This is a genomic window from Streptomyces sp. AK010 (genome assembly GCF_014207295.1).
Classification (GTDB): domain Bacteria; phylum Actinomycetota; class Actinomycetes; order Streptomycetales; family Streptomycetaceae; genus Streptomyces; species Streptomyces massasporeus.
On the sequence record NZ_JACHCX010000010.1, the window covers coordinates 126,398 to 150,935 of the forward strand.

Here is a 24,538-nt window from a genome sequence, read left to right on the forward strand (position 1 = left end):
GCCCTGTGCCCTGTGCCCTGTGCCCTGTGCCCTGTGCCCTGTGCCCTGTGCCCTGTGCCCTGTGCCCTGTGCCCTGTGCCCTGTGCCCTGTGCCCTGTGCCCGGAGTCCGGTGCCCGGAGTCCGGTGCCCGGTGCCCGGAGTCCGGAGCCCAGACCGGCCGCCTCCTCAGTCAGGGCCGCTCCAGTCGAACGGGAAGTGCTTGCTCGACTTGCCGGAGCGTTCCCAGGTGAAGCCGAACGCGTCGGCGCGGTCGACGGTGGCCCGGCCCCACGTGGCGACCTGGCCCGGCCCCACCTCGGCGCCCGGGGCGTTGTGGACCTGGACGCGAGCGCCGTCCGGCGTGGTCGGGCCGGTGAGAGCCTCGGCGCTCGCCGTGACGCGGCCCGGGATCTCGGCTCGCCAGGTGGCAAGGTCCTCGTCGATCTCCACGACGATGGGCGCGATGTCCATGCCACGCATCTCGGGGTGGAACATCTCCCCGAACTGGGCCGGCCATCCTCCTGCCTCACCGCCGAAGACGGCCCCGAGTGCGGCCCGCTGCTCGTCGTCGGCGCGTTCGTCGAGGAAGACGGCGGCGTACGGAGCGGTGTGCGTGCCGGTCCACGGGTTGCCCTCGAAGGAGCCGAGCATCAGGACGTTGAGACCGTCGAGCCGTACGTCGCCGAAGGTGCCTTCCCGGATGTGCCAGACCAGTACGCCCTCGCAGTCGCCGTAGGTCGGGGGCTGCGCGAACGTGCAGGGGCAGGGTATGGCGCACTTGCACACATCGAACCAGTCGCCGGCCAGGTGCCAGCGTGTACCGGTGGTGGCCTGTTCTGTCATCTCGCTTCCCTCCCGCCGAGCCCGAAAGGGCTCACTCGGAGTGCGAGACCGCGTATCCCGAGCCCGCTCCCGGGTCCGGGAGGGTGGCCTCCCTTCCAGCTTGCACCTCGCGTCCCGGGTGGGAAACCGTTCCACGTCGGCAATCGCGCGCGTGGCGCCTCGGTGACGGTGCGAGAGGGGCGGGACACGGGATCACATGCCGTCCATGGACGGCATCGAGCCCTGCAGCCCCGGCAGCAGCCAGTCCTGGAACGGTGCGAGCACGGCCAGGACGACGAAGGCGACGCCCACGACGCCGGAGAGAAGCCAGCCGCGGGACCACAGCTTCTCCGCGAAGATCACCAAGGCCAGTCCGGCCATCGCCGCCACGTTCATCACGCCGAGGGGTACGAGGACGACCATCAGCCCGGCGCAGCAGCCGACGCAGTAGGCGCCGTGGTGGACGCCCACCCGCAGGTCGCGGGCCGGTCGCCGGAAGCCGGCGTAGCGCACCAGATGGCCCAGCGGGTCGCGGCAGTGCCGCAGGCAGACGTGCTTGAGCGGCCCGAGCTGGTACAGGCCCGCGAGCAGGAAGGCGATCGAGCCGATCCAGCGTCCGGCGGTCGGATGGTCGTCCACCAGGTCGCCGGTGAGGGCCAGGGCACCGTAGGCGAGCAGTCCGAAGGCCGTCCACACCAGCAGATATCCGCTCACGAACTCGATGGTGCGGGCGGCCCGAATCCAGCCGGAGGACTGCCGTCCGATGCCTCGCACCCAGGTGATGGCCACCGGTGCCATGGACGGCAGCATCATGGCCGCCATCATCGTCACCCAGAGCAGCAGGAAGAGGGGCAGTGCCATCCCCATGGTGCCGGGTTCGACCCCCATGTCCCGGGCCTGCCCGATGGTCAGCGCCCAGGCGGGGACCGCGATCAGGACGACGAGGATCCAGCCGGCCGCGAGATCCCGCGCGGGCAGCAACGTCCCGCCCGCTCCGGTCGGTGCGGGCGACCGAGAGGGTACGAACGCAGTAGCCCAGCTGCGATGCATCGGAGTCGCCTCCTGCTGCTGCTTCCAGAACAGCACAGCTGCACCTGAGACGCGACCCGCCCGGACCGCACTGAGTATAAAGGCGGTGTCCTGGAGGTGAGCGAGCCCGTTAGAAGAATGGCTCAGCGAATTCATACGCCGGCGACAAATGTAGACGGTGCCCTTGCGTGTCCGGAGGACCGGCGGGATGGCCACCAGCGGTGCCAGATGATCGAGGATGCCGTCGGCCGGCGGACTTCGAGATCCCGCCAGCGGTGCCACCTGTCGCAACGTGATATCGGTTCGCCAGTACGTCGCTGCCGACAACACACGGTCGGCCTGGAGCCGTCGCCAGGGATGGTCGCTGGAAGTCGCCGCCCCGCCGACGCCACCAGCGTGGCGAACTGTAACTCGGTCAGCCAGGATCCACTCTGGATCATCCGCTGAGATACCAGCCAACGCGCCCCCTGAGGTTCCCCCGGCGTGCGGGAGGTGCTGATCAGCTGGTCAGGGCGGGTTTACGGGGTTTCAGATTCGTTCGTTCGGCCGTTGCCTGGTTGGCGTAGTGCTTCTCCTCGAACTCGACCGGACTGAGGTAGCCGAGCCGCTTCTGGATGCGCCGGGAGTTATAGAAGCCGTCGATGTACTCGAACAGAGCGAGGTTCGCCTCGGCCCGGGTGGCGTAGACGCGGCCGCGGATGCACTCCGTCTTGATGATCATCCACAGGTTCTCCGCGAGAGCGTTGTCGTAGCTGTCCCCGACCGAGCCCATGGATGCTTCAACGCCCGCTCGCAGCAGTCGGGTTGTGAGCTTCACGGATGTGTATTGACAGCCGTGATCCGCATGGTGGATCAGCTTGCCCGGTTCGACTTCCCGGCTCGCGAGCGCGTACTCGAGGGTGGTCAGGACCAGGTCGGCGTCCGCGCGGGCGGAGGTCTCCCCGGTCCGGGTGATGGCCGTGTTCCAGGTAGAAGCGCCCCGCGTCAGTGATCTCCGCCTGCCACTTCCCATCCTGCTTGGGCATGGTGATCAGGCGCCGCTCCTTGAGCGCGCGGGGCGGTGAGAGCGAACTCGGGGCTGTCCGACGTGACGGGGTCGGATCAGCCTCTGATGCGGGTGAGGAGTGCGAGCTGCCGGTCATTTGACGGAGACCATCGGTGCATGTCGATCGTCGTACCGTCTGGTGTCTCCTCGGCACAAGCCGTGGGGTGACTCTTGCGGAGCGCACGGCGCACTCGAAGGCGGAACATCTCGCTGGGGAGCCGCTCCCCGAAGTCGGCTCCCAAAATGTGTCCGCAACGCAAATCAGGGCCGTTGCTGATCTCTCAGCACCGGCCCTGACCTGGTGTTTCAGCTGTCGGGGTGGCGGGATTTGAACCCACGACCTCTTCGTCCCGAACGAAGCGCGCTGCCAAGCTGCGCTACACCCCGATGTCGCTGCTGTCGCGGCGACGACGTTTACTTTAGCCCACCGGTGGCTAGAGACGAAATCCGGTTTTGCCGCGCTGGCGGACGGGGTTCGGGCGGGCGTGGTCGAGGCCCACGAGGAGCACGGCCAGGGCGTAGAAGGAGAGGCCCAGGAGGAGGGCGTTGCCGAGAACGCGCTTGAAGCCGTCCTGGCCGACGTCCAGGAAGGGGTAGAGGTAGCGGTCGGGGGTGCCCGGGAGGAGCAGCTCGCCCCGGGTGAGGCAGAAGGCCAGGTAGGCCATGGGGTAGAGGAGCCACGTGCTGGCCTGGCGGAGGCGCATGCGGCCGGGGGACGTGAGCAGGAGCCAGTCCAGTGCGGCCGCGATCGGGGTCACCGTGTTCAGCACCGCGTCGGAGAGGGCCTGCCGGCCCGTCGGGGTGGCGGCCTCGCCCGTGAGGGAGAACGGGCTCGCCGCGTTCGCCAGGAGCAGGTGGTGCACCAGGGCCGCGATGACGACGTAGAGCAGCGTCGCGCCCAGTAGGGCACCCGGCAGGGGCCGGCTCGCCGTCCATGCGCGGCGGGCCGAGAGTGCCATGACCAGCGCCAGCAGCATGTTGCTCTGGATCGCGAAGGAGCTCAGGACCCGGGACGGGTCACCGAGGAGCAGTTCGACGGTGACACCCGCGACCGCCGCGAGGGCGATCAGCAGGCGGAAGGCCGCGGCCGCGGGGCGGCGGACCGGGGAGACGACGGCTGTGGCCGGCACCGGGGCGGGCTTCAGTGCCGGCGGGGACGGTATCGCTGGGAGGTCCGGGATGTCCCGGGGGATCGGGGCGGGCATGCCCCCACGCTGGCAGAAACGGACATAGGGGGCGATGTGGGCGGGGCTGTGCGGGTTACGCACCTGGTCAGACCGACGCAGGTGGGCGGCCCGGTCGGCCCCCTCGCGTTACCTCCCCCGGACCCCGCGCCCCACCAACGTCAGCAACGTCGCCTCCGGCGGGCAGGCGAACCGTACCGGTGTGTAGCGGTTCGTGCCGCAGCCCGCCGACACGTGGAGGTACGACGTGTTGCCCTCGGCCGTGTGCGTGGACAGGCCCTTCACCCGTTTCGTGTCCAGGTCGCAGTTGGTGACCAGGGCGCCGTAGAAGGGGATGCACAGCTGGCCGCCGTGGGTGTGGCCGGCCAGGATCAGGGGGTAGGCGTCAGCCGTGAAGGCGTCCAGGGTGCGCAGGTACGGGGCGTGCACGACGCCCATCGAGAAGTCCGCCGCCTCGGACGGGCCGCCCGCCACCTGCGCGTAGCGGTCCCGCTTGATGTGCGGGTCGTCCAGGCCCGTGAGCTCCACCGAGCCGCCCTCGAGCTTGAGCTCGCCGCGCGTGTTGGTCAGGTTGAGCCAGCCCGCCGCGTCGAAACCGTCCCGCAGGTCCTCCCACGGGTTGTGCACCACGCCCTCGGCCGGCGCGTTGCCGTTGAGCCCGTGGCGGCCCTGGGCCTTCTCGAGCAGGTAGCGGGCGGGGTTGCGCAGCTTGGGGCCGTAGTAGTCGTTGGAGCCGAAGACGTACGCGCCGGGGAAGTCCATCAGGGGGCCGAGCGTGTCCAGGACCTCCGGGACGCCCTCCGGGTCGGAGAGGTTGTCGCCCGTGTTGATCACGAAGTCGGGGCGCAGGCCCGCCAGGGACCGCAGCCAGCGTTGCTTCTTGCGCTGGCCGCCGACCATGTGGATGTCGGAGACCTGGAGCACGCGCAGGGGACGCATCCCCGGGGGCAGGACCGGGACGGTGACCCGGCGCAGGCGGAACGAGCGAGCCTCGAAGCCGGCCGAGTACAGCAGTCCGGCGGCGCCAGCCGCCGCGATTCCCAGGGGTATTCCGTATCGCGCGCGCATAAGACCATCGTGTCAGACCCGGGAATGCCCGTACCGGGGCGGTGCCCCGGAATCCCCTGACGGCACCGGGCATCAGACGGCCTCCCCACAAATCGAGGGGCGCCGCTCCTCCCGCACCTGCGACAATCGACCCCATGACCACGCTCAAGTCGAAGCTGCAGGAAGACCTCAACGTTGCGATCAAGGAGCGCGACGAGCTGCGTTCCTCGACGCTCCGGCTGACGCTCGCCGCGATCACCAAGGAGGAGGTCGCGGGCAAGGAGAAGCGCGAGCTCTCCGACGACGAGGTGCAGAAGGTGATCACCCGGGAGGCGAAGAAGCGGCGCGAGGCGGCCGACGCCTTCGCGCAGGGCGGTCGTGCCGAGCAGGCCGAGCGGGAGAAGGCGGAGGGCGAGGTCCTCGCCACGTACCTGCCGCAGCAGCTGTCGGACGAGCAGCTCCAGGAGATCGTCGCCCAGGCCGTCGAGGAGGCGAAGGCGGCCGGTGCGGAGGGTCCGCGGGCCATGGGTGCGGTCATGAAGATCGTGAACCCGAAGGTGGCCGGTCAGGCCGAGGGCGGCCGCGTCGCCGCCGCGGTGAAGAAGCTGCTGGCCGGCTGATCCTCCAGCACATCTCGGTCGGACGTCGGCTGATCTTTCGCTCAGGCGATCTTTCGGTCAGGCGATCTTTCGGTCAGGTGACCTTTCGGTCAGGTGACCTTTCGGTCAGGTGACCTTTCGGTCAGGCGACCTTACAGCCAGGCGCGGGCCGACGTCTCGGTCGGACGAAACGGCCCCCTCCCACCCACGCGGGTGAGAGGGGGCCGTTTCGTCGCGTGAGGTCACGCCGCCGGCTCAGCCGAACCGGCCGCCGTTGCCGTTCCCGCCGTTGCCCTGCCCCCGGATGAAGCCCTCCGGGATGGAGAACGAGGGCGTGGGCTCGTCGCCGCCTCCGCCGTTGTTGCCCCCGACCAGACCGCCGATGAAGCCGTCGTTGCCACCGTTGCCGTTGTCGCCGTTGCCCCCGTCGTCACGGCCGCCGTCCCCGTCGCCGTCACCGCGGTCCCGGGGCTTGCTGTCGGGGATGTGGACGGAGTTGAAGTTCTCGACGGGCTTGCCCTCCAGCGCGCCGGACATCATGTCGCGCCAGATCGGACCGGGGACCTCGCCACCGAAGACCTTGCCGTACGACCGGCCGCCGATGGTGATGCCGGACATCTTCCGCTTGTGCGCCGGGTCGCCGACCCAGACCGCACCGGCCATGTTCGGCGTGTATCCCACGAACCAGGCCGCGTAGCGCTCGTCCGTCGTACCGGTCTTGCCGGCGCTGGGACGGCTGCCGAGGCCCGCCTTCGTGCCCGTACCGTCCTCGACGACGCCCTTCAGCAGCGTGTTGATCGTGTCGGCGGTGTTCTCCGACATCGCGCGCGAGCAGGTCGACTTCGGGACCTCCAGCGACGTGGTCTTGTCACCGACCCGCCGGTTGACCGACTCGATGGCGATCGGCGTGCAGTACATACCGCGCGAGGCGAAGGTCGCGTACGCGTTCGCCATGGTCAGCGGGGACATCTCCTGGGTGCCGAGGGCGATGGAGGGCACCTGCGGCATCTTGTCGCCGTCGGCCCGCACGACCCCCATCTTCTTGGCCATCGTCGTCACCGGGCAGATGCCGATGTCGCTGATCATCTGCACGTAGTAGGTGTTGACCGACTTGGCGGTTGCCTCCCGCATGTCGTACGGGCCGACCTCGGAGGAATTCTCGTTCTGGAGCTTCGCCGGGCTGTTGGGGTCGTTCATCCACCGCTTGCCGTCACAGGCCGAGACCGGGCTCGGGTACGCCATCCGGTACGGCGACGAGTACACCTTGTTCGCCGGCATGCCGTCCTCGAGGGCCGCTGCGGCCACGATCGGCTTGAACGTCGAACCGGGCTGGTAGCCCATGCCGCCGCCCATCGACTGGTCGACGGAGAGGTTGATCTGCGTCTCGTTCTTCTTGAAGCCGTACGGACGCGACTGGCCCATGGCGAGGATCTTGCCGGTGCCGGGCTGGACGATGGAGGCGGCGGTGGCCACCTCGTCGCTCTTGTAGACGTGGTCCTTGATGGAGCGCTGCGCCGCGTTCTGGGACTGCGGGTCCATCGTTGTGCGGATGGTGAGGCCGCCCTGGTTCCAGATCTTCGCGCGCTGCTCCTTGGTCTTGCCGAAGACCGGGTCGGTCAGGAAGACCTCGCGCACGTAGTCACAGAAGAAGCCCGCGCCCTTGACCGCCGTGATGCAGCCGTTCTTGGGCTTGCTGACCTTCAGGCCGAGCGGCGCCTTCATCGCGTCGGCGGCCTGCGCCCGGGAGATGTCACCGACGGCCGCCATGCGCTGCAGCACGGTGTTGCGGCGCTTGGTGGCCTCCGCCTCGTCGTTGACCGGGTCATACCGGCTGGGCGACTGGACGATGCCGGCGAGCAGGGCCGCCTGCTCCAGGCTGAGGTCCTCGGCGGACTCGGAGAAGTAGCGCTGGGCGGCGGCCTCGACGCCGTAGGCCTGCTGGCCGAAGAACGTGATGTTCAGGTAGTTCTCGAGGATCTTCTTCTTGCCCAGCTCCTCCTCGACCTGGATCGCGTACTTGAGCTCGCGGATCTTGCGGCCGATGGTCTGCTGGGTGGCCTGCGCGACCTTAGTCGGGTCGTCGCCCGCCTCCTCGATGAAGACGTTCTTCACGTACTGCTGCGTCAGCGTGGAGGCGCCCTCGGAGACTCCGCCGGTCTGCGCGTTCTTGTTGAGGGCGCGCAGGACGCCCTTCAGGTCGACCGCGCCGTGCTGGTAGAAGCGCGAGTCCTCGATCGCGACGATCGCCTTCTGCATGTACGGCGAGATGTCCTTGAGGGGGACCACCGTGCGGTCGCGCGAGTAGACCGTGGCGATCTGGCCGCCGTCGGCGTCGAGGATCGTGGTGCGCTGACTCAGCGGCGGGGTCTTCATGTTGGCCGGGAGCTCGTCGAAGCTCTCGACCGATCCCTTGGCCGCCAGTCCCAGTGCGCCCACCGCGGGCAGCGCGATGCCGGCCAGCACGGCTCCCGCGAGGACACTGACACCGAGGAACTTGGCGGCCTGCTGCGTGGGAGACAGACCACCGCCCGAGCGCTTGTTTGGCATGAGGGCAGCCTACGTTCTCATTCGCCGGACAGGCGTATAGGCCTTGGCCTAAGCTGCTCTCAACTGTCACAGCAGTGAGGTCACGTATCAATACGTCCGACGACCCCGAATCGTTCCGGGTGTTCCCCAACTTTTTTGATGGGGCCGTGTCCGAATCCGCCTTGTGTGTCATACGGCGTCCCATGTGACGCAACTGAACTGTTCCGGTTTGCCGGGAAGGTTACGTATGTCGCCAGCTCACTCCCCCGGGTGATCTGCCGCTTACCCATAGTCCGTTCGGGCCATTCAAGATTGGGCCCGAAGGGGGTGTTGCGCTGTGCCCACCTTCCGTAACGTCCTCAACTGGCGGCGGTGAATATGCCGCTGCCGCCGTGGGGGAGCCTCGATTCGGGAGAGGACGGCGCCGGTATGGGCTGGGTAGTCGACTGGAGTGCGCAGGCGGCCTGCCGCACTACCGATCCGGACGAACTGTTCGTTCAAGGAGCAGCGCAGAACAGGGCCAAGGCGGTGTGCACCGGATGCCCGGTGCGCACGGAGTGCCTGGCCGACGCGCTCGACAACCGCGTCGAGTTCGGCGTGTGGGGAGGCATGACGGAGCGGGAGCGCCGCGCACTGCTGCGCAGGCGTCCCACTGTGACCTCCTGGCGCCGGCTGCTGGAGACGGCGCGCACGGAGTACGAGCGGGGGTGCGGTGTTCTGCCCCTCGACGACGACGAGATCTACGAGAACTACGCGGCGGTGAGCTGAGGAGCCCCTCCCTCCGGGGAGCCTCCCAGGTCCAGGTTCGAGGGCCCTCTCCGGGCCCTTCGCCATCACCTACGGGTTCTTCGCCCTTCGTCACGAGCCCTGCGCCCTCGCCGGGTTGCCCTCCGGGCACGCGCCTCAGGCACGCGCCTCAGGCGGCTCCGGCTGGTCGGCAGGGCCGGGCAGCTCGCGTTCGTCGGCCGCGAGGCGGTCGCCGATGTCGCGCAGTCCCGCGAGGTCGTGCACGTCGCCGGGCAGCGCGGCCACTTCCGTCACGGCCACCTCGGGGTGGAGCGCGGTGAAGCGGTCACGCGTGCGCTGCTCACGGGAGAGCAACTGCATGCGATCGGCGTGCAGCCTCAGCAGGCCTGCGGTGAGCTGGTCGACGGACCGCTCGGGGTCGTCGGCGTGCTCAGAGTCCGTGGTGTGCTCGGTGTCCTCGGCATGCTCGGCGTCTTCGGTGGGGGAGCCACCCTCGGGAGCCGATGCCAGGGCCTGATCTGGTGTTCCGGACGTGGGAGAGTCTGAACTGTCGTGTGCGTCGGGAGAGTTACGAAGACTTGCTTTCCCGCCCTCCTGATCCACAATGCGGGGCTCTTCAAGATTTTCCGCGGCGGCGAGCGCCCGCTCGGCCGACAGCCGGTCGGCGCCGCTGCCGTGCACCCGGTTGAGCACGAGACCGGCGAGCGGCATGTCCTCCGCGGCCAGCCGCTCCACGAAGTACGCGGCCTCGCGCAGCGCGTCCCGCTCCGGGGCCGCCACCACGAGGAACGCCGTGCCCGGCGCCTGGAGCAGCTTGTACGTCGCGTCGGCGCGCGTGCGGAAACCGCCGAAGGTGGTGTCCATCGCGGACACGAACGTCTGGACGTCCTTGAGGAGCTGACCGCCGAGCAGCTTGCCGAGGGTGCCGGTCATCATCGACATCCCGGCGTTCAGGAACTTCATCCCGGCGCGGCCGCCCAGCTTCGCCGGTGCCGTCAGCAGCCGGATCAGCCGGCCGTCCAGGAACGACCCGAGCCGCTTGGGCGCGTCCAGGAAGTCCAGCGCCGAACGGGAGGGCGGGGTGTCGACGACGATCAGGTCCCACTCGTCCCGGGCGCGCAGCTGCCCGAGCTTCTCCATCGCCATGTACTCCTGCGTGCCCGCGAAGCCCGCAGAGAGCGACTGGTAGAAGGGGTTGCCCAGGATGGCGGCCGCCCGCTCGCCGTCCGCGTGCGCCTCGACGATCTCGTCGAAGGTGCGCTTCATGTCGAGCATCATCGCGTGCAGCTCGCCGCCCGCGGAGTCGTCGATGCCCTTCACCCGGCGCGGAGTGTTGTCGAGGGAGTCGATGCCCATGGACTGGGCCAGCCGGCGGGCCGGGTCGATGGTCAGGACGACCACCTTGCGGCCCCGCTCGGCCGCGCGCAGGCCCAGGGCCGCCGCGGTGGTGGTCTTGCCGACCCCGCCCGAGCCGCAGCAGACCACGATCCGGGTCTTCGGGTTCTCCAGCAGCGGATCGACGTCGAGCAGGCGCGCGGGGGCGAGGTGCCGGCGGGCCGGGTCGTGGGTGTGGGCCGGGTCCGAGCGACTCATGACATCCCCTGCTTCCGACTCATGACGGGCCTTGCCTGTCTGTCGCGGCTCGTGACGCGTGCTGCTCGCGTGCCGTGTCCGTGTCGGCTCGTGACGCGTGCCGCGCGCGTGCCGTGTCCGTGTCGGCTCGTGACGCGTGCTGCTCGCGTGCCGTGTCCGTGTCGGCTCGTGACGCGTGCTGCTCGCGTGCCCTGTCCGCTCCGGCTCATGACACGCCCTGCTCGCGCAGCTCACGGGCCAGCTCGTACAGCCCCGCCAGATCCATGCCCTCTGCGAACAGCGGCAGTTCGTGCAGCGGCAGGCCCAGTTCGGTCAGGACCGCCCGCTGCTCGTGCTCCAGCGTGTACCGCTCGGCGTACTCCTCGGCCTGCGTGAGCAGCGGGTCCACCAGCCGCTCGGCGTGCCCTCCGCGCCGCGCCCCGCCGAGCCCCGCGGACGACAGGGACCGCGCGACCGTGGAACGCGCGACCGTCCGTACGAGTTCCAGGTCCGTCTCGTCCAACACCTCCGGCCGGACCATGTTCACGATGATCCGCCCCACCGGCAGCCGCGCCGAACGCAGCTCGGCGATGCCGTCCACGGTCTCCTGGACGGGCATTTCCTCCAGCAGCGTCACCAGGTGCACGGCCGTCTCCGGCGACTTCAGCACCCGCATCACGGCCTGCGCCTGATTGTGTATCGGGCCGATCTTGGCGAGGCCCGCGACCTCGTCGTTCACGTTCAGGAAGCGGGTGATCCGCCCGGTCGGCGGGGCGTCCATGACGACGTAGTCGTACGCGAACCGCCCGCTGCGCTCCTTGCGGCGCACCGCCTCGCACGCCTTGCCGGTCAGGAGGACGTCCCTGAGGCCGGGCGCGATGGTGGTGGCGAAGTCGATCGCGCCGAGCTTCTTCAGGGCCCGTCCGGCGCTGCCCAGCTTGTAGAACATCTGGAGGTAGTCCAGAAGGGCCAGTTCGGGGTCGATGGCGAGGGCATACACCTCCCCGCCCCCGGGTGCTATCGCGATCTTCCGTTCCTCATAAGGCAGCGCTTCCGTTTCGAAGAGCTGCGCGATGCCCTGACGGCCCTCGACCTCGACGAGAAGCGTCCGCTTCCCCTCCGTGGCCAGGGCCAGCGCTAGGGCCGCGGCCACCGTGGTCTTGCCGGTACCGCCCTTGCCGCTGACGACCTGGAGCCTGCTCACGTATTCGAGCCTAACCAGTCCGGGCCCGTGCTACGCGGGAGGCTGTGGATAACCGGTGCGGTGGTGGGCCGCGTGGCCCCCGCCCGCCAGGGGCTAGAGTCGGCCGCATGACCAAGTGGGAATACTCGACTGTGCCGCTGCTCGTCCACGCCACGAAGCAGATTCTGGACACCTGGGGCGAGGACGGCTGGGAGCTCGTCCAGGTCGTGCCCGGGCCGAACAACCCCGAGCAGCTCGTGGCCTACCTGAAGCGGGAGAAGCAGTAGTGGGCGCCGTCGAGGCGAAGCTGGCCGAGCTCGGCCTGAGCCTGCCCGCGGTGGTCCCGCCGCTCGCCGCGTACCAGCCGGCCGTGCAGTCCGGACCGTACGTCTACACCGCCGGGCAGCTCCCGATGGTGGACGGCAAGCTTCCGGTCACCGGCAAGGTCGGCGCGGAGGTCACCCCGGAGGAGGCCAAGGAGCTGGCACGCACGTGTGCGCTGAACGCCCTGGCCGCCGTGAAGTCCGTCGCCGGTGACCTGGACCGCATCGCGCGCGTGGTGAAGGTCGTCGGCTTCGTCGCCTCGGCCTCCGACTTCACGGGCCAGCCCGCGGTGCTGAACGGCGCGAGTGAGCTGCTCGGCGAGGTCCTCGGCGACAAGGGCGTGCACGCGCGCAGCGCCGTGGGCGTCGCGGTGCTGCCGCTGGACGCCCCGGTCGAGGTCGAGATCCAGGTGGAGCTCGCGTAGCACCCGGCCGCGCACCCCGTACCCCGCCCTCTTCGGTGGCCCCAGCTGCGGATTCGTCCCCGGGGCCACTCGAACATCCGCCCGTCACGGGATAGCCTCGCGCCCATGGCGAACGGTCAGTGGTACCCCCCGGAGTGGCCGGACCGCATCCGCGCACTCGCGGCCGGCACCCTCACCCCGGTGACCCCGAAGCGCGCGGCCACCGTCATGCTCCTGAAGGACACGGGCAGCGGCCCCGCCGTCCACATGCTGCGCAGACGCGCCTCCATGGCCTTCGCCGGAGGCGCGTACGCGTATCCGGGCGGCGGTGTCGACCCGCGCGACGACGACCATCACGTCCGCTGGGCGGGCCCCACGCGCGCGTGGTGGGCCGATCGGCTCGGCGTCGACGAGACGGCGGCCCAGGCGATCGTCTGCGCGGCCGTGCGGGAGACGTACGAGGAGGCGGGCGTGCTGCTCGCCGGACCGGCGGCCGACTCGGTCGTCGGTGACACCACGGGCGCCGACTGGGAGGCCGACCGGGCCGCCCTGGTCGCCCGGGACCTGTCCTTCGCGGAGTTCCTGGACCGGCGCGGCCTCGTCCTGCGCTCCGACCTGCTCGGCGCCTGGACCCGCTGGATCACCCCGGAGTTCGAGGCCCGCCGCTACGACACCTGGTTCTTCGTGGCCGCGCTCCCCGAGGGGCAGCGCACCCGCAACGCCTCCACGGAGGCCGACCGCACGGTGTGGATCACGCCGGGCGAGGCGGCAGCCGGGTACGACAAGGGCGAGATGCTGATGATGCCGCCGACGATCGCGACCCTGCGCCAGCTGACGGCGTACGAGACGGCCGCCGGGGCGCTCGACGCCGCCCCGGGGCGTGACCTCACGCCCGTCCTGGCCACCGCCCGTCTGGTGGACGGGGAGCTCGTGCTCTCCTGGCCGGGCCACGACGAGTTCACCAAGCACATCCCGACCGGTGGAGCCACCGCATGACGGACGCAAGCGCCCTTCCCGGCCAGCCCCGCGGCGGGGTCCTCTCGGGGCCCGCCACCGCGCGGGCCGTCAACGTCCTGGCCCCCAACGCGTCGGCGATGACCCTGGACGGCACGAACACCTGGATCGTCTCCGAGCCCGACTCGGACCTGGCCGTGGTGATCGACCCGGGGCCGCTGGACGACGAGCACCTGCGCCGGGTTATCGCCACCGCCGAACAGGCCGGCCGGCGCGTCGCCCTCACCCTGCTGACCCACGGCCACCCCGACCACGCGGAGGGCGCCGCCCGCTTCGCCGAGCTGACCGGCACACGCGTGCGTGCCCTCGACCCGGCACTGCGGCTGGGCGACGAGGGCCTGGCCGCCGGAGACGTGATCACGACCGGCGGGCTGGAACTGCGCGTCGTGCCCACCCCCGGCCACACCGCCGACTCCCTCTCCTTCCACCTCCCGGCCGACCGTGCGGTCCTCACCGGCGACACGATCCTCGGTCGCGGCACGACGGTCGTGGCCCACCCCGACGGCCGCCTCGGCGACTACCTGGACTCCCTGCGCCGCCTGCGCTCGCTCACGGTCGACGACGGCGTCCACACCGTCCTGCCGGGCCACGGCCCGGTCCTGGAGGACGCCCAGGGCGTCGTCGAGTACTACCTCGCCCACCGCGCCACCCGCCTCGCCCAGGTCGAGACGGCCGTCGAGGACGGCCACCGCACCCCCGCGCAGGTCGTCGCCCATGTCTACGCCGACGTGGACCGCTCCCTGTGGCCCGCGGCGGAGCTGTCGGTACGGGCCCAGCTGGACTACCTGGAGGAGCACGGGCTCATCTGACCGTGCGCGGCCATGACGTCGGGCCCCGTCTCGTGAGGAGACGGGGCCCGACGACGTACGGGCGGGTGTGTGCGTCAGCGCGAGCGCTTCGCGAGGCGCTCCACGTCCAGGAGGATCACCGCGCGGGCCTCCAGGCGCAGCCAGCCGCGCTGGGCGAAGTCCGCGAGGGCCTTGTTGACCGTCTCGCGGGACGCGCCGACGAGTTGGGCCAGCTCCTCCTGCGTGAGGTCGTGCACGACGTGGATGCCCTCCTCGGACTGCACACCGAACCGGCGCGACAGGTCGAGCAGGGCGCGGGCGACACGGCCCGGGACGTCCGAGAAGACGAGGTCGGACATCGCGTCGTTGGTCTTGCGCAACCGGCGCGCGACGGCGCGCAGGAGCGCCGTGGCCACCTCCGGGCGGGCGTTCAGCCAGGGCTGGAGGTCGCCGTGGCCGAGGCCGAGCAGCTTGACCTCGGTCAGTGCCGTGGCGGTCGCGGTGCGCGGGCCCGGGTCGAACAGCGAGAGCTCACCGATGAGCTCGCCGGGGCCGACCACGGCCAGCATGTTCTCGCGCCCGTCGGGGGACGTGCGGTGGAGCTTCACCTTGCCCTCCGTGACCACGTACAGGCGGTCACCGGGGTCGCCCTCATGGAACAGCGAGTCACCGCGGGCGAGGGTCACCTCACTCATGGAGGCGCGGAGCTCCGCGGCCTGCTCGTCATCGAGCGCCGCGAAGAGCGGATTGCGCCGCAGAACGTCGTCCACGAGTTCTCTCCTATTCGACCTGCTCAGGGGATCTTGCTCCCCCGTGTACCGAGGGACCGTGGTGCCCATTTTGCCGGGCGGTCCAAACAGTGTGATCTGTCACAAGGATGCCGCACACGTGTCCCGGGGTACGCGGCAGGGGTCCAATTGGGCGCCGATCTTCAGGGGCCGGGGCGGATGTCGGTGCCGGGCCTTAGGCTGGCCGGGTGTCCAAATCGCCGGTGAGAGCACAGGCCGAGGGGGCTGCGCGGGTGGTTGTACGTCGCGATTCCGCTGTGGGCGAACAGAGCCCCGATGGCGGCAGGAAAACGGCGAAAGAGAGCAAGACGGAAGCGGTGAAGAAGGCGGCTTCCGCGAAGAGGACGGCCTCCGCGAGGGGGGCCGGGGCTGCGAAGAGGACGGCCTCCGCGAGGGGGGCCGGGGCTGCGAAGAAGGCCGCCTCTGCGAAGAAGGCGGTCTCCGCGAAGGGCGCCGCGTCTACCGAGGAGACGGCGTCCGCGAAGAAGGCCGCGTCCGCCAAGAAGGCCGCGTCCAAGACCTCTGCCGCCAAGGAGGCCTCGAAGGGTGCCGCCGTGAAGAAGGCGCCCGCCGCCAAGAAGGTCGCGGTCGCGCCCAAGAAGGCCACCGCCCGTCTCAAGGGCGCCGCCCCCGCCAAGGCCGTCGTCCACCCGCCGGGCGACGAGTCGCCCACCGCCCTGGTCCGCCGGGCCCGCCGGATCAACCGTGAGCTCGCCGAAGTGTTTCCGTACGCGCACCCCGAGCTGGACTTCGAGAATCCCTTCCAACTGGTCGTCGCCACGGTCCTGTCCGCCCAGACGACCGACCTGCGCGTCAATCAGACGACACCCGCCCTCTTCGCCAAGTACCCGACCCCGGAGGACTTGGCCGCGGCCAACCCCGAGGAGGTGGAGGAGATCCTCCGCCCGTGCGGCTTCTTCCGGGCCAAGACGAAGTCGGTCATAGGGCTGTCGAAGGCCTTGGTGGAGGACTTCGGGGGCGAGGTGCCCGGCCGGCTGGAGGACCTGGTCAAGCTGCCCGGCGTCGGCCGCAAGACCGCGTTCGTCGTGCTCGGCAACGCCTTCGGCCGCCCCGGCATCACCGTCGACACGCACTTCCAGCGCCTGGTGCGCCGCTGGCGGTGGACCGGCGAGACCGACCCGGACAAGATCGAGGCCGCCATCGGCGCGCTCTTCCCGAAGAGCGACTGGACGGATCTGTCGCACCACGTCATCTGGCACGGCCGCCGCATCTGCCACGCCCGCAAGCCCGCGTGCGGCGCCTGCCCGATCGCCCCGCTCTGCCCGGCCTACGGCGAGGGCGAGACCGACCCGGAGAAGGCGAAGAAGCTCCTCAAGTACGAGAAGGGCGGCTTCCCCGGGCAGCGTCTGAAGCCCCCGCAGGCCTACCTGGACGCGGGCGGCAAACCGGCGCCGCCGCTGGGGGCCGGATGAGCTGCCCGAGGCGCCCGCAGTTCCCGACGCGCCGCCCGAGCGGCCCGGCGTGCGACGCGAAGAGCCCCACGCGCCATCCGAAGAACCCCGCGCGCCACCCGAAGAGCTCCACACGCCGTTGGAAGAGTCCCACGCGCCGCCCGAGCGGCCCGGCGTGCGGCGCGAAGAGCCCCACGCGCCATCCGAAGAACCCCGCGCGCCACCCGAAGAGCTCCACACGCCGTTGGAAGAGCCCCACGCGCCGCCCGTTCTGGGAATCCCGGGCGTTCGCGGAACGATCTCGGGCCCGCCGTGCGTTGGATGCGGCAGGACGACGGGGGTGGCGATGACGCGTGCGAGCGACACACAGGGCGGCCCGGTGGCGCTGAGCAAGGACGGGCTGCCCGGCTGGCTGGACCCGGTGGTGCACGCCGTGGAGACCGTCCGGCCGAGGCAGCTGAGCCGGTTCCTGCCCCCGGAGGACGGGGCGGGGCGGCAGTCCGCCGTGCTGGTCCTGTTCGGTGAAGGGGCGCACGGCCCTGAACTGCTGCTCATGGAGCGCGCGAGCTCCCTGCGCTCGCACGCCGGCCAGCCCTCCTTCCCGGGCGGCGCCCTCGACCCGGAGGACGGCGACCCGCACGGCGACGGCCCGCTGCGGGCCGCCCTGCGCGAGGCGGAGGAGGAGACCGGCCTCGACCCGTCCGGCGTCCAGCTCTTCGGCGTCCTGCCCCGGCTCTACATCCCGGTCAGCGGCTTCGTCGTCACACCCGTGCTGGGCTGGTGGCGCGAGCCCAGCCCCGTCGGCGTGGTCGATCCGAACGAGACCGCCCGGGTCTTCACCGTCCCCGTGGTGGATCTCACGGATCCCGCAAACAGAGCGACCACCATCCACCCCAGCGGTCACCGAGGTCCGGCATTTCTGGTCGAATCCGCCCTTGTCTGGGGTTTCACGGCCGGAATCATCGACCGGCTGCTGCACTTCGCGGGCTGGGAGCGGCCCTGGGACCGGGAGAAGCAGGTCCCGCTCGACCGGCGCGCATGACAGGGTGGCCTCCGTGAACGTGCTGGACATCTTGTTGCTGGTCGCCGCCGTGTGGTTCGCGGTCGTGGGGTACCGCCAGGGGTTCGTCGTCGGCATCCTGTCGGTGATCGGCTTCCTGGGCGGTGGCCTCGTCGCGGTCTACGTGCTGCCCGTCATCTGGGACGCGCTGACGGACAACGCGGAGGTGAGCACGACCGCCGCCGTCGTCGCGGTCGTCGTCGTCATCGTCTGCGCCTCCGTCGGTCAGGCCCTCACCACCCACCTCGGCAACAAGCTTCGCCGGCACATCACCTGGTCCCCGGCCCGGGCCCTCGACGCCACCGGCGGCGCCCTGGTCAACGTCGTGGCGATGCTCCTGGTCGCCTGGCTGATCGGCTCGGCCCTCGCGGGCACCACACTGCCGACGCTCGGCAAGGAGGTCCGCAACTCCAAGGTGCTGCTGGGCGTCTCGCAGGCCCTGCCGGACCAGGCCGCCACCTGGTTCGCGGACTTCTCCTCCGTCCTCGCACAGAACGGCTTCCCGCAGGTCTTCAGCCCCTTCTCGAACGAGCCGATCACCGACGTCCAGCCGCCCGACCCGGCGCTGGCGAACAGTCCCGTGGCGAACCGCGCCCAGCGCTCCATCGTCAAGGTCATGGGCACGGCCCCGAGCTGCGGCAAGGTCCTGGAGGGCACCGGCTTCGTCTTCTCCGACCGCCGCGTGATGACCAACGCGCACGTGGTGGGCGGAGTCGACGAGCCGACCGTGCAGATAGGCGGCGAGGGCAGGAAGTACGACGCCAAGGTCGTGCTCTACGACTGGCGGCGCGACATCGCCGTCCTCGACGTGCCCGATCTCAAGGCGCCCGTCCTGCGGTTCACCGAGAACGACGCGAGCAGCGGCGACGGCGCGATCGTCGCGGGCTTCCCGGAGAACGGGGCGTACGACGTGCGGGCCGCCCGCGTGCGCGGTCGCATCACCGCCAACGGCCCGGACATCTACCACCGCGGCACGGTCCGCCGCGACGTCTACTCCCTCTTCGCGAACGTCCGCCAGGGCAACTCCGGCGGCCCGCTGCTCACCCCCGACGGCAAGGTCTACGGCGTCGTCTTCGCCAAGTCGCTCGACGACGCGGAGACGGGATACGCCCTGACCGTGGACGAGATCCGGGATGACATCACCAAGGGTCGTACCGCCACCCAGCAGGTGGGCAGCGACAGCTGCGCCCTGTAGGGCTCGGGCCGCTCCAGGCGCGGCCGGGGAGCGGCAGGTGGCGGGGTGTCACTCGCGCGAGTGATGCCTCAGTCGCGAGTGTGGCGCAGTCGTACGGACACCCAGCGGGCCCGGCGGCGGAGGATACGCGGAATCCCCACCCGGGGGTCCGCGGTCGCCATCTGCGGTGCGCCGCTTCGCCGGTGGGGGTTCGCACCGCCCGCCGAGCGGCGATTGCGGGTTGCGTCACTGTAGTCGTGCGTCCAGCCCATACCCCGACGTGTGCCCCCGCCCCATGGTCGATAACCGCTCCCGGGGCGTCCAATTGGCCTATGCGCCGGGCAATTGGCCGTTCGTCAGACAACCGTTCACGTGCCGGTGACCGGGCGGGGCCGGCCGGTCACCGGTCGGGTTCGGGATCCCGCAGCCAGTTGATGAGTTCCGAGGAGAAGGCGACCGGGTCCTCCTCGTGCGGGAAGTGGCCGAGTCCGTCGAACAGGCGCCAGCGGTAGGGGGCTTCGACGTACTCGCCGGACCCGGCCGCGCTGCGCGTGCGCATCACGGGATCGAGCGAGCCGTGCAGATGCAGGGTCGGCACGCGCACGGGCCGCTTCATCCGCCGGTTGAACTGGATACCGTCCGGGCGGGCCAGGGAGCGCACCATCCAGCGGTACGGCTCGACCGCGCAGTGCGCCGCGGAGGGGATGCACATGGCGCGGCGGTACGCCTGCAGCGCCTCGTCCTCGGGCGGGCGCGGCCCGGACCACTCCTGGATCAGCTCCGCGACGAGGGCCCCGTCGTCGGCGGTGAGCTGCCGCTCCGGGATCCAGGGCCGCTGGAATCCCCAGATGTGTGAACCGGCGCGGCTCTGCTTGACGTCCCTCAGCATGGCCGAGCGCCAGCGCCGCGGGTGCGGCATGGACGAGACCGCCAGCCGCCGCACCAGCTTGGGGCGCATCGCGGCGGCCGTCCACGCGAGGTATCCGCCGAGGTCGTGGCCGACCAGCGCGGCGTCGGGCTCGCCGAGGGAGCGGATGACGCCGGTGACGTCGAGCGCGAGGTTGGCGGGGTCGTAGCCGCGCGGTGTGCGGTCGCTGCCGCCGACGCCCCGCAGGTCCATGGCGACGGCCCGGAAGCCGGCGTCGGCGAGCGCCACCAGCTGGTGCCGCCAGGTCCACCAGAACTGAGGGAAGCCGTGCAGCAGCAGGACCAGCGGCCCGTCCCCCAGTTCGGCGATGTGGAAGCGGGCGCCGTTGGCGGCGACGTCGCGATGGCTCACCTCGCGCCCGCCGGGAACGTCGAGGAGGACAGCCGAAGCCGGTTGTGCGGGGGGATTGGCGGGGTCTGTCATGACGACGAGCGTGCCACAGCCTCGATGGCCTCGGGGACCCGGTCCTGCGGGAGCTCCGGCCGCGGATGCGGCTTGGCCGTCTGCAGCACGACCGCGGTCTCCTTCATCGACGCGGCGACCTTCTGCGGGCCCTTGCTCTTCTTGGCCTTCTTCGCGAAGATCACGCCGACCAGCGCGAGGACGCCCGCGACCAGCACGTTCGCCGCGAACGACAGCAGGAAGCAGACCGCGAGGTTCCAGTCGCTCCAGGTGCGGATGCCGTATGCCAGCGCGAAGTTCAGCATCGGCAGCGAGAAGATCAGCACCGCGCCGGCCGCCGAGAAGGCGCCGCCGCTCGTGGCGCCGCGCTTCACGTCCTGCTTGAGCTGCGCCTTCGCCAGCGCGATCTCGTCGTGCACCAGCGCCGACATTTCCGCCGTCGCCGAGGCGAACAGCTGGCCGATGCTGCGTTCGGCGCCGACCGGGCTGCCGTCGGGTGCGCTCATCGCGGTCTCCCTCTTCTGCGTACGGTCCGATGTCGCGTCTTCCGTCTGACTCGTGCGCAGTCGTCCGACTGCGCACGGCATGACCGCGTACGGTCCCGTCTTTTGTACCGTCTCGTCAGATCATGCCGGACGGTGGTGGTCCTCGCCTGCCCCGCCCGTTACTTCGGCAAGCCCGTGGCGCGCGGCTGCCTTCTCCTGGGCGATCCTCCGGTGTTCCGCGGCCTTGCCCTCGTAGAGCGCGGCGAGCCGCAGGTGGTACGCCGGGTCGTCCTCCTCGTAGACGTCCGGGATGCCGTCCGCGTCCTCGTCGCGCTCCTCGTCCTCGCACATACGGCGGTACTTGGCGTTCCGGACCTTCAGCAGGACCGTCGCGAGTGTCGCGGCGATGAGCGAGCCCAGCAGGACGGCGGCCTTCACCTCGTTCGTCATCGTCTGGTCGCCTTCGAAGGCGAGTTCGCCGATGAGCAGCGACACGGTGAAGCCGATGCCGGCGAGACTCGCCACCGCCAACACGTCCGCCCAGGCGAGGTCGTCGCTGAGCGACGCCCGGGTGAAGCGGGCCGCCAGCCATGTCCCGCCGAAGATGCCGAGCACCTTGCCGACGACGAGCCCGAGGACGACACCGAGGGTCTCCGGCCTGGTGAACACGTCGGCGAGTGCCCCGCCGGAGATGGCGACACCGGCGCTGAAGAGGGCGAACAGCGGCACGGCGAGTCCCGCCGACAAGGGCCGCACGAGGTGCTCGATGCGCTCGCCGGGGGAGTGGTCCTCGCCCTCGTGGCGGTGGCAGCGCAGCATCAGGCCCATGGCGACACCGGCGATGGTGGCGTGGATGCCGCTGTTGTACATCAGCGCCCAGACGACGAGGGCGAGCGGCACGTACACGTACCAGCCGCGCACGCCGCCCCGCAGCAGCAGCCAGAAGAGCACCAGACCGGCGACGGCGCCGCCGAGCGCGGCGAAGTTCAGGTCGGCGGTGAAGAACACCGCGATGATCAGGATCGCGAAGAGGTCGTCGACCACGGCGAGGGTGAGCAGGAAGGCCCGCAGCGCGCTCGGCAGGGACGTGCCGATGACCGCGAGCACGGCGAGCGCGAAGGCGATGTCGGTGGCGGTGGGCACGGCCCAGCCGGCCAGGGAGCCCCCGCCGGCCACGGCGGTGACGGTGTAGACGAGCGCTGGTACGGCCATGCCGCACAGGGCGGCAACGACCGGGAGCGCGGCGGCCTTCGGATCACGCAGGTCGCCCGCGACGAGCTCGCGCTTGAGCTCGATCCCGGCGACGAAGAAGAAGATCGCCAGCAGTCCGTCGGCGGCCCAGTGCGCGATCGACAGGTTCAGGCCCAGGGCGGCGGGGCCCAGGTGGAAGTGGGAGACGCTCTCGTAGCTGTCCTGCAGCGCGGGGATGTTGGCCCAGAGCAGCGCGGTGACCGCGGCGGCGAGCAGCAGCACTCCACCGACGGTCTCGGTGCGCAGCGCGTCCGCCACGTAGTTCCGCTCGGGCAGCGACAGCCGGCCGAGGACCTTGCGGGTGGTGGTGGAGCGGGGCGCGGTCACGGGGGGAACCTCCGGGGTCGGGGCGGGCAGGACGGAACACTTGCCGACCAGACTTCCCGGCGCACCATGGAGCACTTGTTTTGCTTAGTTTAGGTAAACGTACGGCTGTGCGCATCCGGCGGCCCTCGCCGCGGGGACGCACTGACGGAGGGCACCCGGTGATCGGGTGCCCTCCGCCGGTTTCGTCATGCCGGTGCCGCGATCAGTCCTCGCTGGGCGCGGCGGGCAGCTTGGCCTGGATGAGGTCCATGACCGTGGAGTCCGTCAGCGTGGTGACGTCACCCAGCTGACGGTTCTCGGCGACGTCCCGCAGCAGCCGCCGCATGATCTTGCCGGAGCGGGTCTTGGGCAGCTCGGCCACCGGCAGGATCCGCTTGGGCTTGGCGATCGGGCCGAGGGCGCCGCCGACGTGGGCGCGCAGCTCGTCGACGAGCGTCTCGGTCTCGGCCGCCGTGCCGCGCAGGATCACGAACGCGACGATCGCCTGCCCGGTCGTCTCGTCCGCCGCGCCGACCACGGCCGCCTCGGCGACCGAGGGGTGGGAGACCAGCGCGGACTCCACCTCGGTGGTGGAGATGTTGTGGCCCGAGACGAGCATGACGTCGTCGACCCGGCCGAGCAGCCAGATGTCGCCGTCGTCGTCCTTCTTGGCGCCGTCACCGGCGAAGTACTTGCCCTCGAAGCGCGACCAGTACGTGTCGATGAAGCGCTGGTCGTCGCCCCAGATGGTGCGCAGCATCGACGGCCACGGCTCGGTCAGCACCAGGTAGCCGCCCCCGCCGTCCGGCACCTCGTTCGCCTCGTCGTCGACGACCGTCGCGCAGATGCCGGGCAGCGGCGTCTGCGCGGAGCCGGGCTTGGTGTCGGTCACACCCGGCAGCGGAGTGATCATCATCGAGCCGGTCTCGGTCTGCCACCAGGTGTCGACGACCGGGGTGCGGTCGCCGCCGATGTTGTTGCGGTACCAGACCCACGCCTCGGGGTTGATCGGCTCGCCCACCGAGCCCAGCACCCGCAGGCTGGACAGATCGAACTTGGCGGGGATGTCGTCGCCCCACTTCATGAACGTCCGGATCGCGGTCGGCGCGGTGTAGAGGATCGTCACGCCGTACTTCTGCACGATCTCCCAGAAGCGGCCCTGGTGCGGGGTGTCGGGCGTGCCCTCGTACATGACCTGCGTCGCGCCGTTCGCCAGCGGCCCGTAGACGATGTACGAGTGGCCGGTGACCCAGCCGACGTCGGCGGTGCACCAGTAGACGTCGGTCTCCGGCTTGAGGTCGAAGACGGCGTGGTGCGTGTAGGCGGTCTGTGTGAGGTAGCCGCCGGAGGTGTGCAGGATGCCCTTCGGCTTACCCGTGGTTCCCGAGGTGTACAGGATGAACAGCGGGTGCTCCGCGTCGAACGCCTGCGGGGTGTGCTCCGCGCTCTGGCGGCCCACCACGTCGTGCCACCACACGTCGCGGCCCTCGGTGAAGGCGACCTCCTGGCCCGTGCGGCGCACGACCAGGACGTGTTCGACGATGCCCGCCTTCTCGACGGCCTCGTCCACGGCCGGCTTGAGCGCGGACGGCTTGCCGCGCCGGTAGCCGCCGTCGGAGGTGATGATCACGCGCGCGTCGGCGTCCTGGATGCGGGTGGCGAGCGCGTCCGAGGAGAAGCCGCCGAAGACGACCGAGTGGGCGGCGCCGATCCGGGCGCAGGCCAGCATCGCGATCGCCGTCTCGGGGATCATCGGCATGTAGACGGCGACCCGGTCGCCCGCCTGGACTCCCAGCTCCAGCAGGGCGTTGGCGGCCTTGGAGACCTCGTCCTTGAGCTCGGCGTAGGTGATCGCGCGGCTGTCGCCCGGCTCGCCCTCGAAGTGGATGGCGACCCGGTCGCCGAGCCCGGCCTCCACATGGCGGTCGACGCAGTTGTAGGCGACGTTGAGCTCGCCGTCCTTGAACCATTTGGCGAACGGCGGGTTCGACCAGTCGAGCGTCTCGGTGGGCTCCTTGGCCCAGGTCAGCCGACGGGCCTGCTCGGCCCAGAAGCCGAGCCTGTCAGCCTTGGCCTGTTCATACGCCTCCGCGGTGACGTTGGCGTTCGCGGCCAGGTCGGCGGGGGGCGCAAAGCGTCGCTCCTCCTTCAGAAGGTTGGCCAGGCTTTCATTGCTCACGGCATCTGCCTTTCCCAGGGTGTCCGTTGTGTCCCAGGCCACAGCTCATCAGACCCGGGGGTGCGATGACAAGGGTCGACCGCCGATTGGTTTAGACCTGTCGGGCGGTGCTGTGGGGGACCGGGTCATCCGTACCCACGGACGCCGACCAGGGAAGGTTCAGTGCCTGTGCCGCCGGTCACCCTGCTCGGGGTCAGACGGGCCACAGGGTGTGCCCCCGCTGTCGATCGGGGGCACACCCTCCTCCGGCGCGGGGCGAGTCGCCTCAGGCGCGGGGCGGGACGCACAGC

Annotated in this window: 23 protein-coding genes, 1 tRNA gene and 1 pseudogene; 9 read left to right on the top strand and 16 right to left on the bottom strand. The window is 70.5% G+C overall.

Features of this window, described 5'->3' with window-relative positions; genetic code table 11:
* Positions 1 to 166: 166 nt before the first annotated feature.
* From HDC93_RS20445 to HDC93_RS20470, 7 genes and pseudogenes are all read right to left on the bottom strand, one after another.
* Complete coding sequence (locus HDC93_RS20445) at positions 167 to 823, bottom strand: DUF1326 domain-containing protein (protein ID WP_185012323.1); 657 nt, start codon at positions 821 to 823, stop codon at positions 167 to 169.
* A gap of 192 nt (positions 824 to 1,015) precedes the next feature.
* Entirely contained in the window at positions 1,016 to 1,852 is an 837-nt protein-coding gene (locus HDC93_RS20450) for a DUF2182 domain-containing protein (RefSeq protein WP_185012324.1), read from the bottom strand.
* 147 nt (positions 1,853 to 1,999) lie between these two features.
* Positions 2,000 to 2,290: pseudogene (locus HDC93_RS39705) on the bottom strand (IS5/IS1182 family transposase); the annotation flags it as partial.
* A 40-nt stretch (positions 2,291 to 2,330) separates the two neighbouring features.
* Positions 2,331 to 2,843, bottom strand: coding sequence for an IS3 family transposase (locus tag HDC93_RS38600; RefSeq protein ID WP_185012325.1), 513 nt, complete (start codon positions 2,841 to 2,843; stop codon positions 2,331 to 2,333).
* A 346-nt stretch (positions 2,844 to 3,189) separates the two neighbouring features.
* Positions 3,190 to 3,263: transfer RNA gene (locus HDC93_RS20460), tRNA-Pro, on the bottom strand.
* 47 nt (positions 3,264 to 3,310) lie between these two features.
* Complete coding sequence (locus tag HDC93_RS20465) at positions 3,311 to 4,081, bottom strand: Pr6Pr family membrane protein (protein ID WP_185012326.1); 771 nt, start codon at positions 4,079 to 4,081, stop codon at positions 3,311 to 3,313.
* A gap of 108 nt (positions 4,082 to 4,189) precedes the next feature.
* Complete coding sequence (locus HDC93_RS20470) at positions 4,190 to 5,128, bottom strand: metallophosphoesterase (RefSeq protein WP_185012327.1); 939 nt, start codon at positions 5,126 to 5,128, stop codon at positions 4,190 to 4,192.
* A 134-nt stretch (positions 5,129 to 5,262) separates the two neighbouring features.
* Between HDC93_RS20470 and HDC93_RS20475 the strand changes: the two genes are divergently transcribed.
* Positions 5,263 to 5,727: a GatB/YqeY domain-containing protein gene (locus HDC93_RS20475; RefSeq protein ID WP_031105819.1), complete on the top strand. Its 465-nt coding sequence runs from the start codon at positions 5,263 to 5,265 to the stop codon at positions 5,725 to 5,727.
* A 234-nt stretch (positions 5,728 to 5,961) separates the two neighbouring features.
* Here HDC93_RS20475 and HDC93_RS20480 read toward each other — a convergent pair whose 3' ends face one another.
* Complete coding sequence (locus HDC93_RS20480) at positions 5,962 to 8,253, bottom strand: transglycosylase domain-containing protein (RefSeq protein WP_185012328.1); 2,292 nt, start codon at positions 8,251 to 8,253, stop codon at positions 5,962 to 5,964.
* A 408-nt stretch (positions 8,254 to 8,661) separates the two neighbouring features.
* On the opposite strand from HDC93_RS20480, the gene wblA reads away from it, so the two are divergent.
* Positions 8,662 to 9,000: a transcriptional regulator WblA gene (gene wblA, locus HDC93_RS20485; RefSeq protein ID WP_030846174.1), complete on the top strand. Its 339-nt coding sequence runs from the start codon at positions 8,662 to 8,664 to the stop codon at positions 8,998 to 9,000.
* Between the two features lie 135 nt (positions 9,001 to 9,135).
* Here wblA and HDC93_RS20490 read toward each other — a convergent pair whose 3' ends face one another.
* Both HDC93_RS20490 and HDC93_RS20495 read right to left on the bottom strand, forming a co-directional pair.
* On the bottom strand, positions 9,136 to 10,572 hold the full coding sequence (locus HDC93_RS20490; protein WP_185012329.1) for an ArsA family ATPase: 1,437 nt from the start codon (positions 10,570 to 10,572) through the stop codon (positions 9,136 to 9,138).
* A gap of 205 nt (positions 10,573 to 10,777) precedes the next feature.
* On the bottom strand, positions 10,778 to 11,755 hold the full coding sequence (locus tag HDC93_RS20495) for an ArsA-related P-loop ATPase (protein ID WP_185012330.1): 978 nt from the start codon (positions 11,753 to 11,755) through the stop codon (positions 10,778 to 10,780).
* A 107-nt stretch (positions 11,756 to 11,862) separates the two neighbouring features.
* On the opposite strand from HDC93_RS20495, the gene HDC93_RS20500 reads away from it, so the two are divergent.
* The 4 genes from HDC93_RS20500 to HDC93_RS20515 all read left to right on the top strand — a co-directional run bounded on the left by HDC93_RS20500 (position 11,863) and on the right by HDC93_RS20515 (position 14,284).
* Positions 11,863 to 12,021: a DUF4177 domain-containing protein gene (locus HDC93_RS20500; RefSeq protein ID WP_097218487.1), complete on the top strand. Its 159-nt coding sequence runs from the start codon at positions 11,863 to 11,865 to the stop codon at positions 12,019 to 12,021.
* Entirely contained in the window at positions 12,021 to 12,482 is a 462-nt protein-coding gene (locus HDC93_RS20505) for a RidA family protein (RefSeq protein ID WP_030846166.1), read from the top strand. Before HDC93_RS20500 ends, HDC93_RS20505 begins: the two co-directional genes overlap by 1 nt.
* 105 nt (positions 12,483 to 12,587) lie before the next feature.
* Positions 12,588 to 13,457: an NUDIX hydrolase gene (locus HDC93_RS20510; protein ID WP_185012331.1), complete on the top strand. Its 870-nt coding sequence runs from the start codon at positions 12,588 to 12,590 to the stop codon at positions 13,455 to 13,457.
* Positions 13,454 to 14,284, top strand: coding sequence for an MBL fold metallo-hydrolase (locus HDC93_RS20515; RefSeq protein WP_185012332.1), 831 nt, complete (start codon positions 13,454 to 13,456; stop codon positions 14,282 to 14,284). Before HDC93_RS20510 ends, HDC93_RS20515 begins: the two co-directional genes overlap by 4 nt.
* Before the next feature lie 74 nt (positions 14,285 to 14,358).
* Here HDC93_RS20515 and HDC93_RS20520 read toward each other — a convergent pair whose 3' ends face one another.
* Positions 14,359 to 15,033, bottom strand: coding sequence for a Crp/Fnr family transcriptional regulator (locus tag HDC93_RS20520; protein ID WP_010031945.1), 675 nt, complete (start codon positions 15,031 to 15,033; stop codon positions 14,359 to 14,361).
* A gap of 335 nt (positions 15,034 to 15,368) precedes the next feature.
* On the opposite strand from HDC93_RS20520, the gene nth reads away from it, so the two are divergent.
* From nth to HDC93_RS20535, 3 genes are all read left to right on the top strand, one after another.
* Positions 15,369 to 16,484 (top strand): endonuclease III, encoded by a 1,116-nt coding sequence (gene nth, locus HDC93_RS20525; protein ID WP_185012333.1) that lies wholly within the window; start codon positions 15,369 to 15,371, stop codon positions 16,482 to 16,484.
* A 325-nt stretch (positions 16,485 to 16,809) separates the two neighbouring features.
* On the top strand, positions 16,810 to 17,505 hold the full coding sequence (locus HDC93_RS20530; protein WP_185012334.1) for a CoA pyrophosphatase: 696 nt from the start codon (positions 16,810 to 16,812) through the stop codon (positions 17,503 to 17,505).
* Positions 17,506 to 17,518: 13 nt separating this feature from the next.
* Positions 17,519 to 18,718 (top strand): MarP family serine protease, encoded by a 1,200-nt coding sequence (locus tag HDC93_RS20535; RefSeq protein ID WP_185012335.1) that lies wholly within the window; start codon positions 17,519 to 17,521, stop codon positions 18,716 to 18,718.
* Between the two features lie 68 nt (positions 18,719 to 18,786).
* On the opposite strand, the gene HDC93_RS38605 is transcribed toward HDC93_RS20535, so the two are convergent.
* From HDC93_RS38605 to acs, 5 genes are all read right to left on the bottom strand, one after another.
* Complete coding sequence (locus HDC93_RS38605; RefSeq protein ID WP_078885154.1) at positions 18,787 to 18,969, bottom strand: hypothetical protein; 183 nt, start codon at positions 18,967 to 18,969, stop codon at positions 18,787 to 18,789.
* A 128-nt stretch (positions 18,970 to 19,097) separates the two neighbouring features.
* Entirely contained in the window at positions 19,098 to 20,048 is a 951-nt protein-coding gene (locus HDC93_RS20540; RefSeq protein WP_185012336.1) for an alpha/beta fold hydrolase, read from the bottom strand.
* A complete protein-coding gene (locus HDC93_RS20545) occupies positions 20,045 to 20,533 on the bottom strand; it encodes a phage holin family protein (RefSeq protein WP_185012337.1) in 489 nt (162 codons plus the stop codon). Before HDC93_RS20545 ends, HDC93_RS20540 begins: the two co-directional genes overlap by 4 nt.
* Positions 20,534 to 20,653: 120 nt before the next feature.
* Positions 20,654 to 22,090: a Na+/H+ antiporter NhaA gene (nhaA, locus tag HDC93_RS20550; protein ID WP_185012338.1), complete on the bottom strand. Its 1,437-nt coding sequence runs from the start codon at positions 22,088 to 22,090 to the stop codon at positions 20,654 to 20,656.
* Between the two features lie 202 nt (positions 22,091 to 22,292).
* The gene (gene acs / locus HDC93_RS20555; RefSeq protein ID WP_185012339.1) at positions 22,293 to 24,248 is read right to left on the bottom strand and encodes an acetate--CoA ligase; all 1,956 of its coding nucleotides are present in this window, start codon (positions 24,246 to 24,248) and stop codon (positions 22,293 to 22,295) included.
* Positions 24,249 to 24,538 lie beyond the last annotated feature (290 nt).

Bases quoted from the DNA above. Each gene is read 5' to 3' on its own strand.
- HDC93_RS20445 (WP_185012323.1), bottom strand. From the start codon at position 823: ATGACAGAACAGGCCACCACCGGTACACGCTGGCACCTGGCCGGCGAC.
- HDC93_RS20450 (WP_185012324.1), bottom strand. From the start codon at position 1,852: ATGCATCGCAGCTGGGCTACTGCGTTCGTACCCTCTCGGTCGCCCGCA.
- HDC93_RS38600 (WP_185012325.1), bottom strand. From the start codon at position 2,843: ATGGGAAGTGGCAGGCGGAGATCACTGACGCGGGGCGCTTCTACCTGG.
- HDC93_RS20465 (WP_185012326.1), bottom strand. From the start codon at position 4,081: ATGCCCGCCCCGATCCCCCGGGACATCCCGGACCTCCCAGCGATACCG.
- HDC93_RS20470 (WP_185012327.1), bottom strand. From the start codon at position 5,128: ATGCGCGCGCGATACGGAATACCCCTGGGAATCGCGGCGGCTGGCGCC.
- HDC93_RS20475 (WP_031105819.1), top strand. From the start codon at position 5,263: ATGACCACGCTCAAGTCGAAGCTGCAGGAAGACCTCAACGTTGCGATC.
- HDC93_RS20480 (WP_185012328.1), bottom strand. From the start codon at position 8,253: ATGCCAAACAAGCGCTCGGGCGGTGGTCTGTCTCCCACGCAGCAGGCC.
- wblA (WP_030846174.1), top strand. From the start codon at position 8,662: ATGGGCTGGGTAGTCGACTGGAGTGCGCAGGCGGCCTGCCGCACTACC.
- HDC93_RS20490 (WP_185012329.1), bottom strand. From the start codon at position 10,572: ATGAGTCGCTCGGACCCGGCCCACACCCACGACCCGGCCCGCCGGCAC.
- HDC93_RS20500 (WP_097218487.1), top strand. From the start codon at position 11,863: ATGACCAAGTGGGAATACTCGACTGTGCCGCTGCTCGTCCACGCCACG.
- HDC93_RS20510 (WP_185012331.1), top strand. From the start codon at position 12,588: ATGGCGAACGGTCAGTGGTACCCCCCGGAGTGGCCGGACCGCATCCGC.
- HDC93_RS20515 (WP_185012332.1), top strand. From the start codon at position 13,454: ATGACGGACGCAAGCGCCCTTCCCGGCCAGCCCCGCGGCGGGGTCCTC.
- HDC93_RS20530 (WP_185012334.1), top strand. From the start codon at position 16,810: ATGACGCGTGCGAGCGACACACAGGGCGGCCCGGTGGCGCTGAGCAAG.
- HDC93_RS38605 (WP_078885154.1), bottom strand. From the start codon at position 18,969: ATGGGCTGGACGCACGACTACAGTGACGCAACCCGCAATCGCCGCTCG.
- HDC93_RS20540 (WP_185012336.1), bottom strand. From the start codon at position 20,048: ATGACAGACCCCGCCAATCCCCCCGCACAACCGGCTTCGGCTGTCCTC.
- HDC93_RS20545 (WP_185012337.1), bottom strand. From the start codon at position 20,533: ATGAGCGCACCCGACGGCAGCCCGGTCGGCGCCGAACGCAGCATCGGC.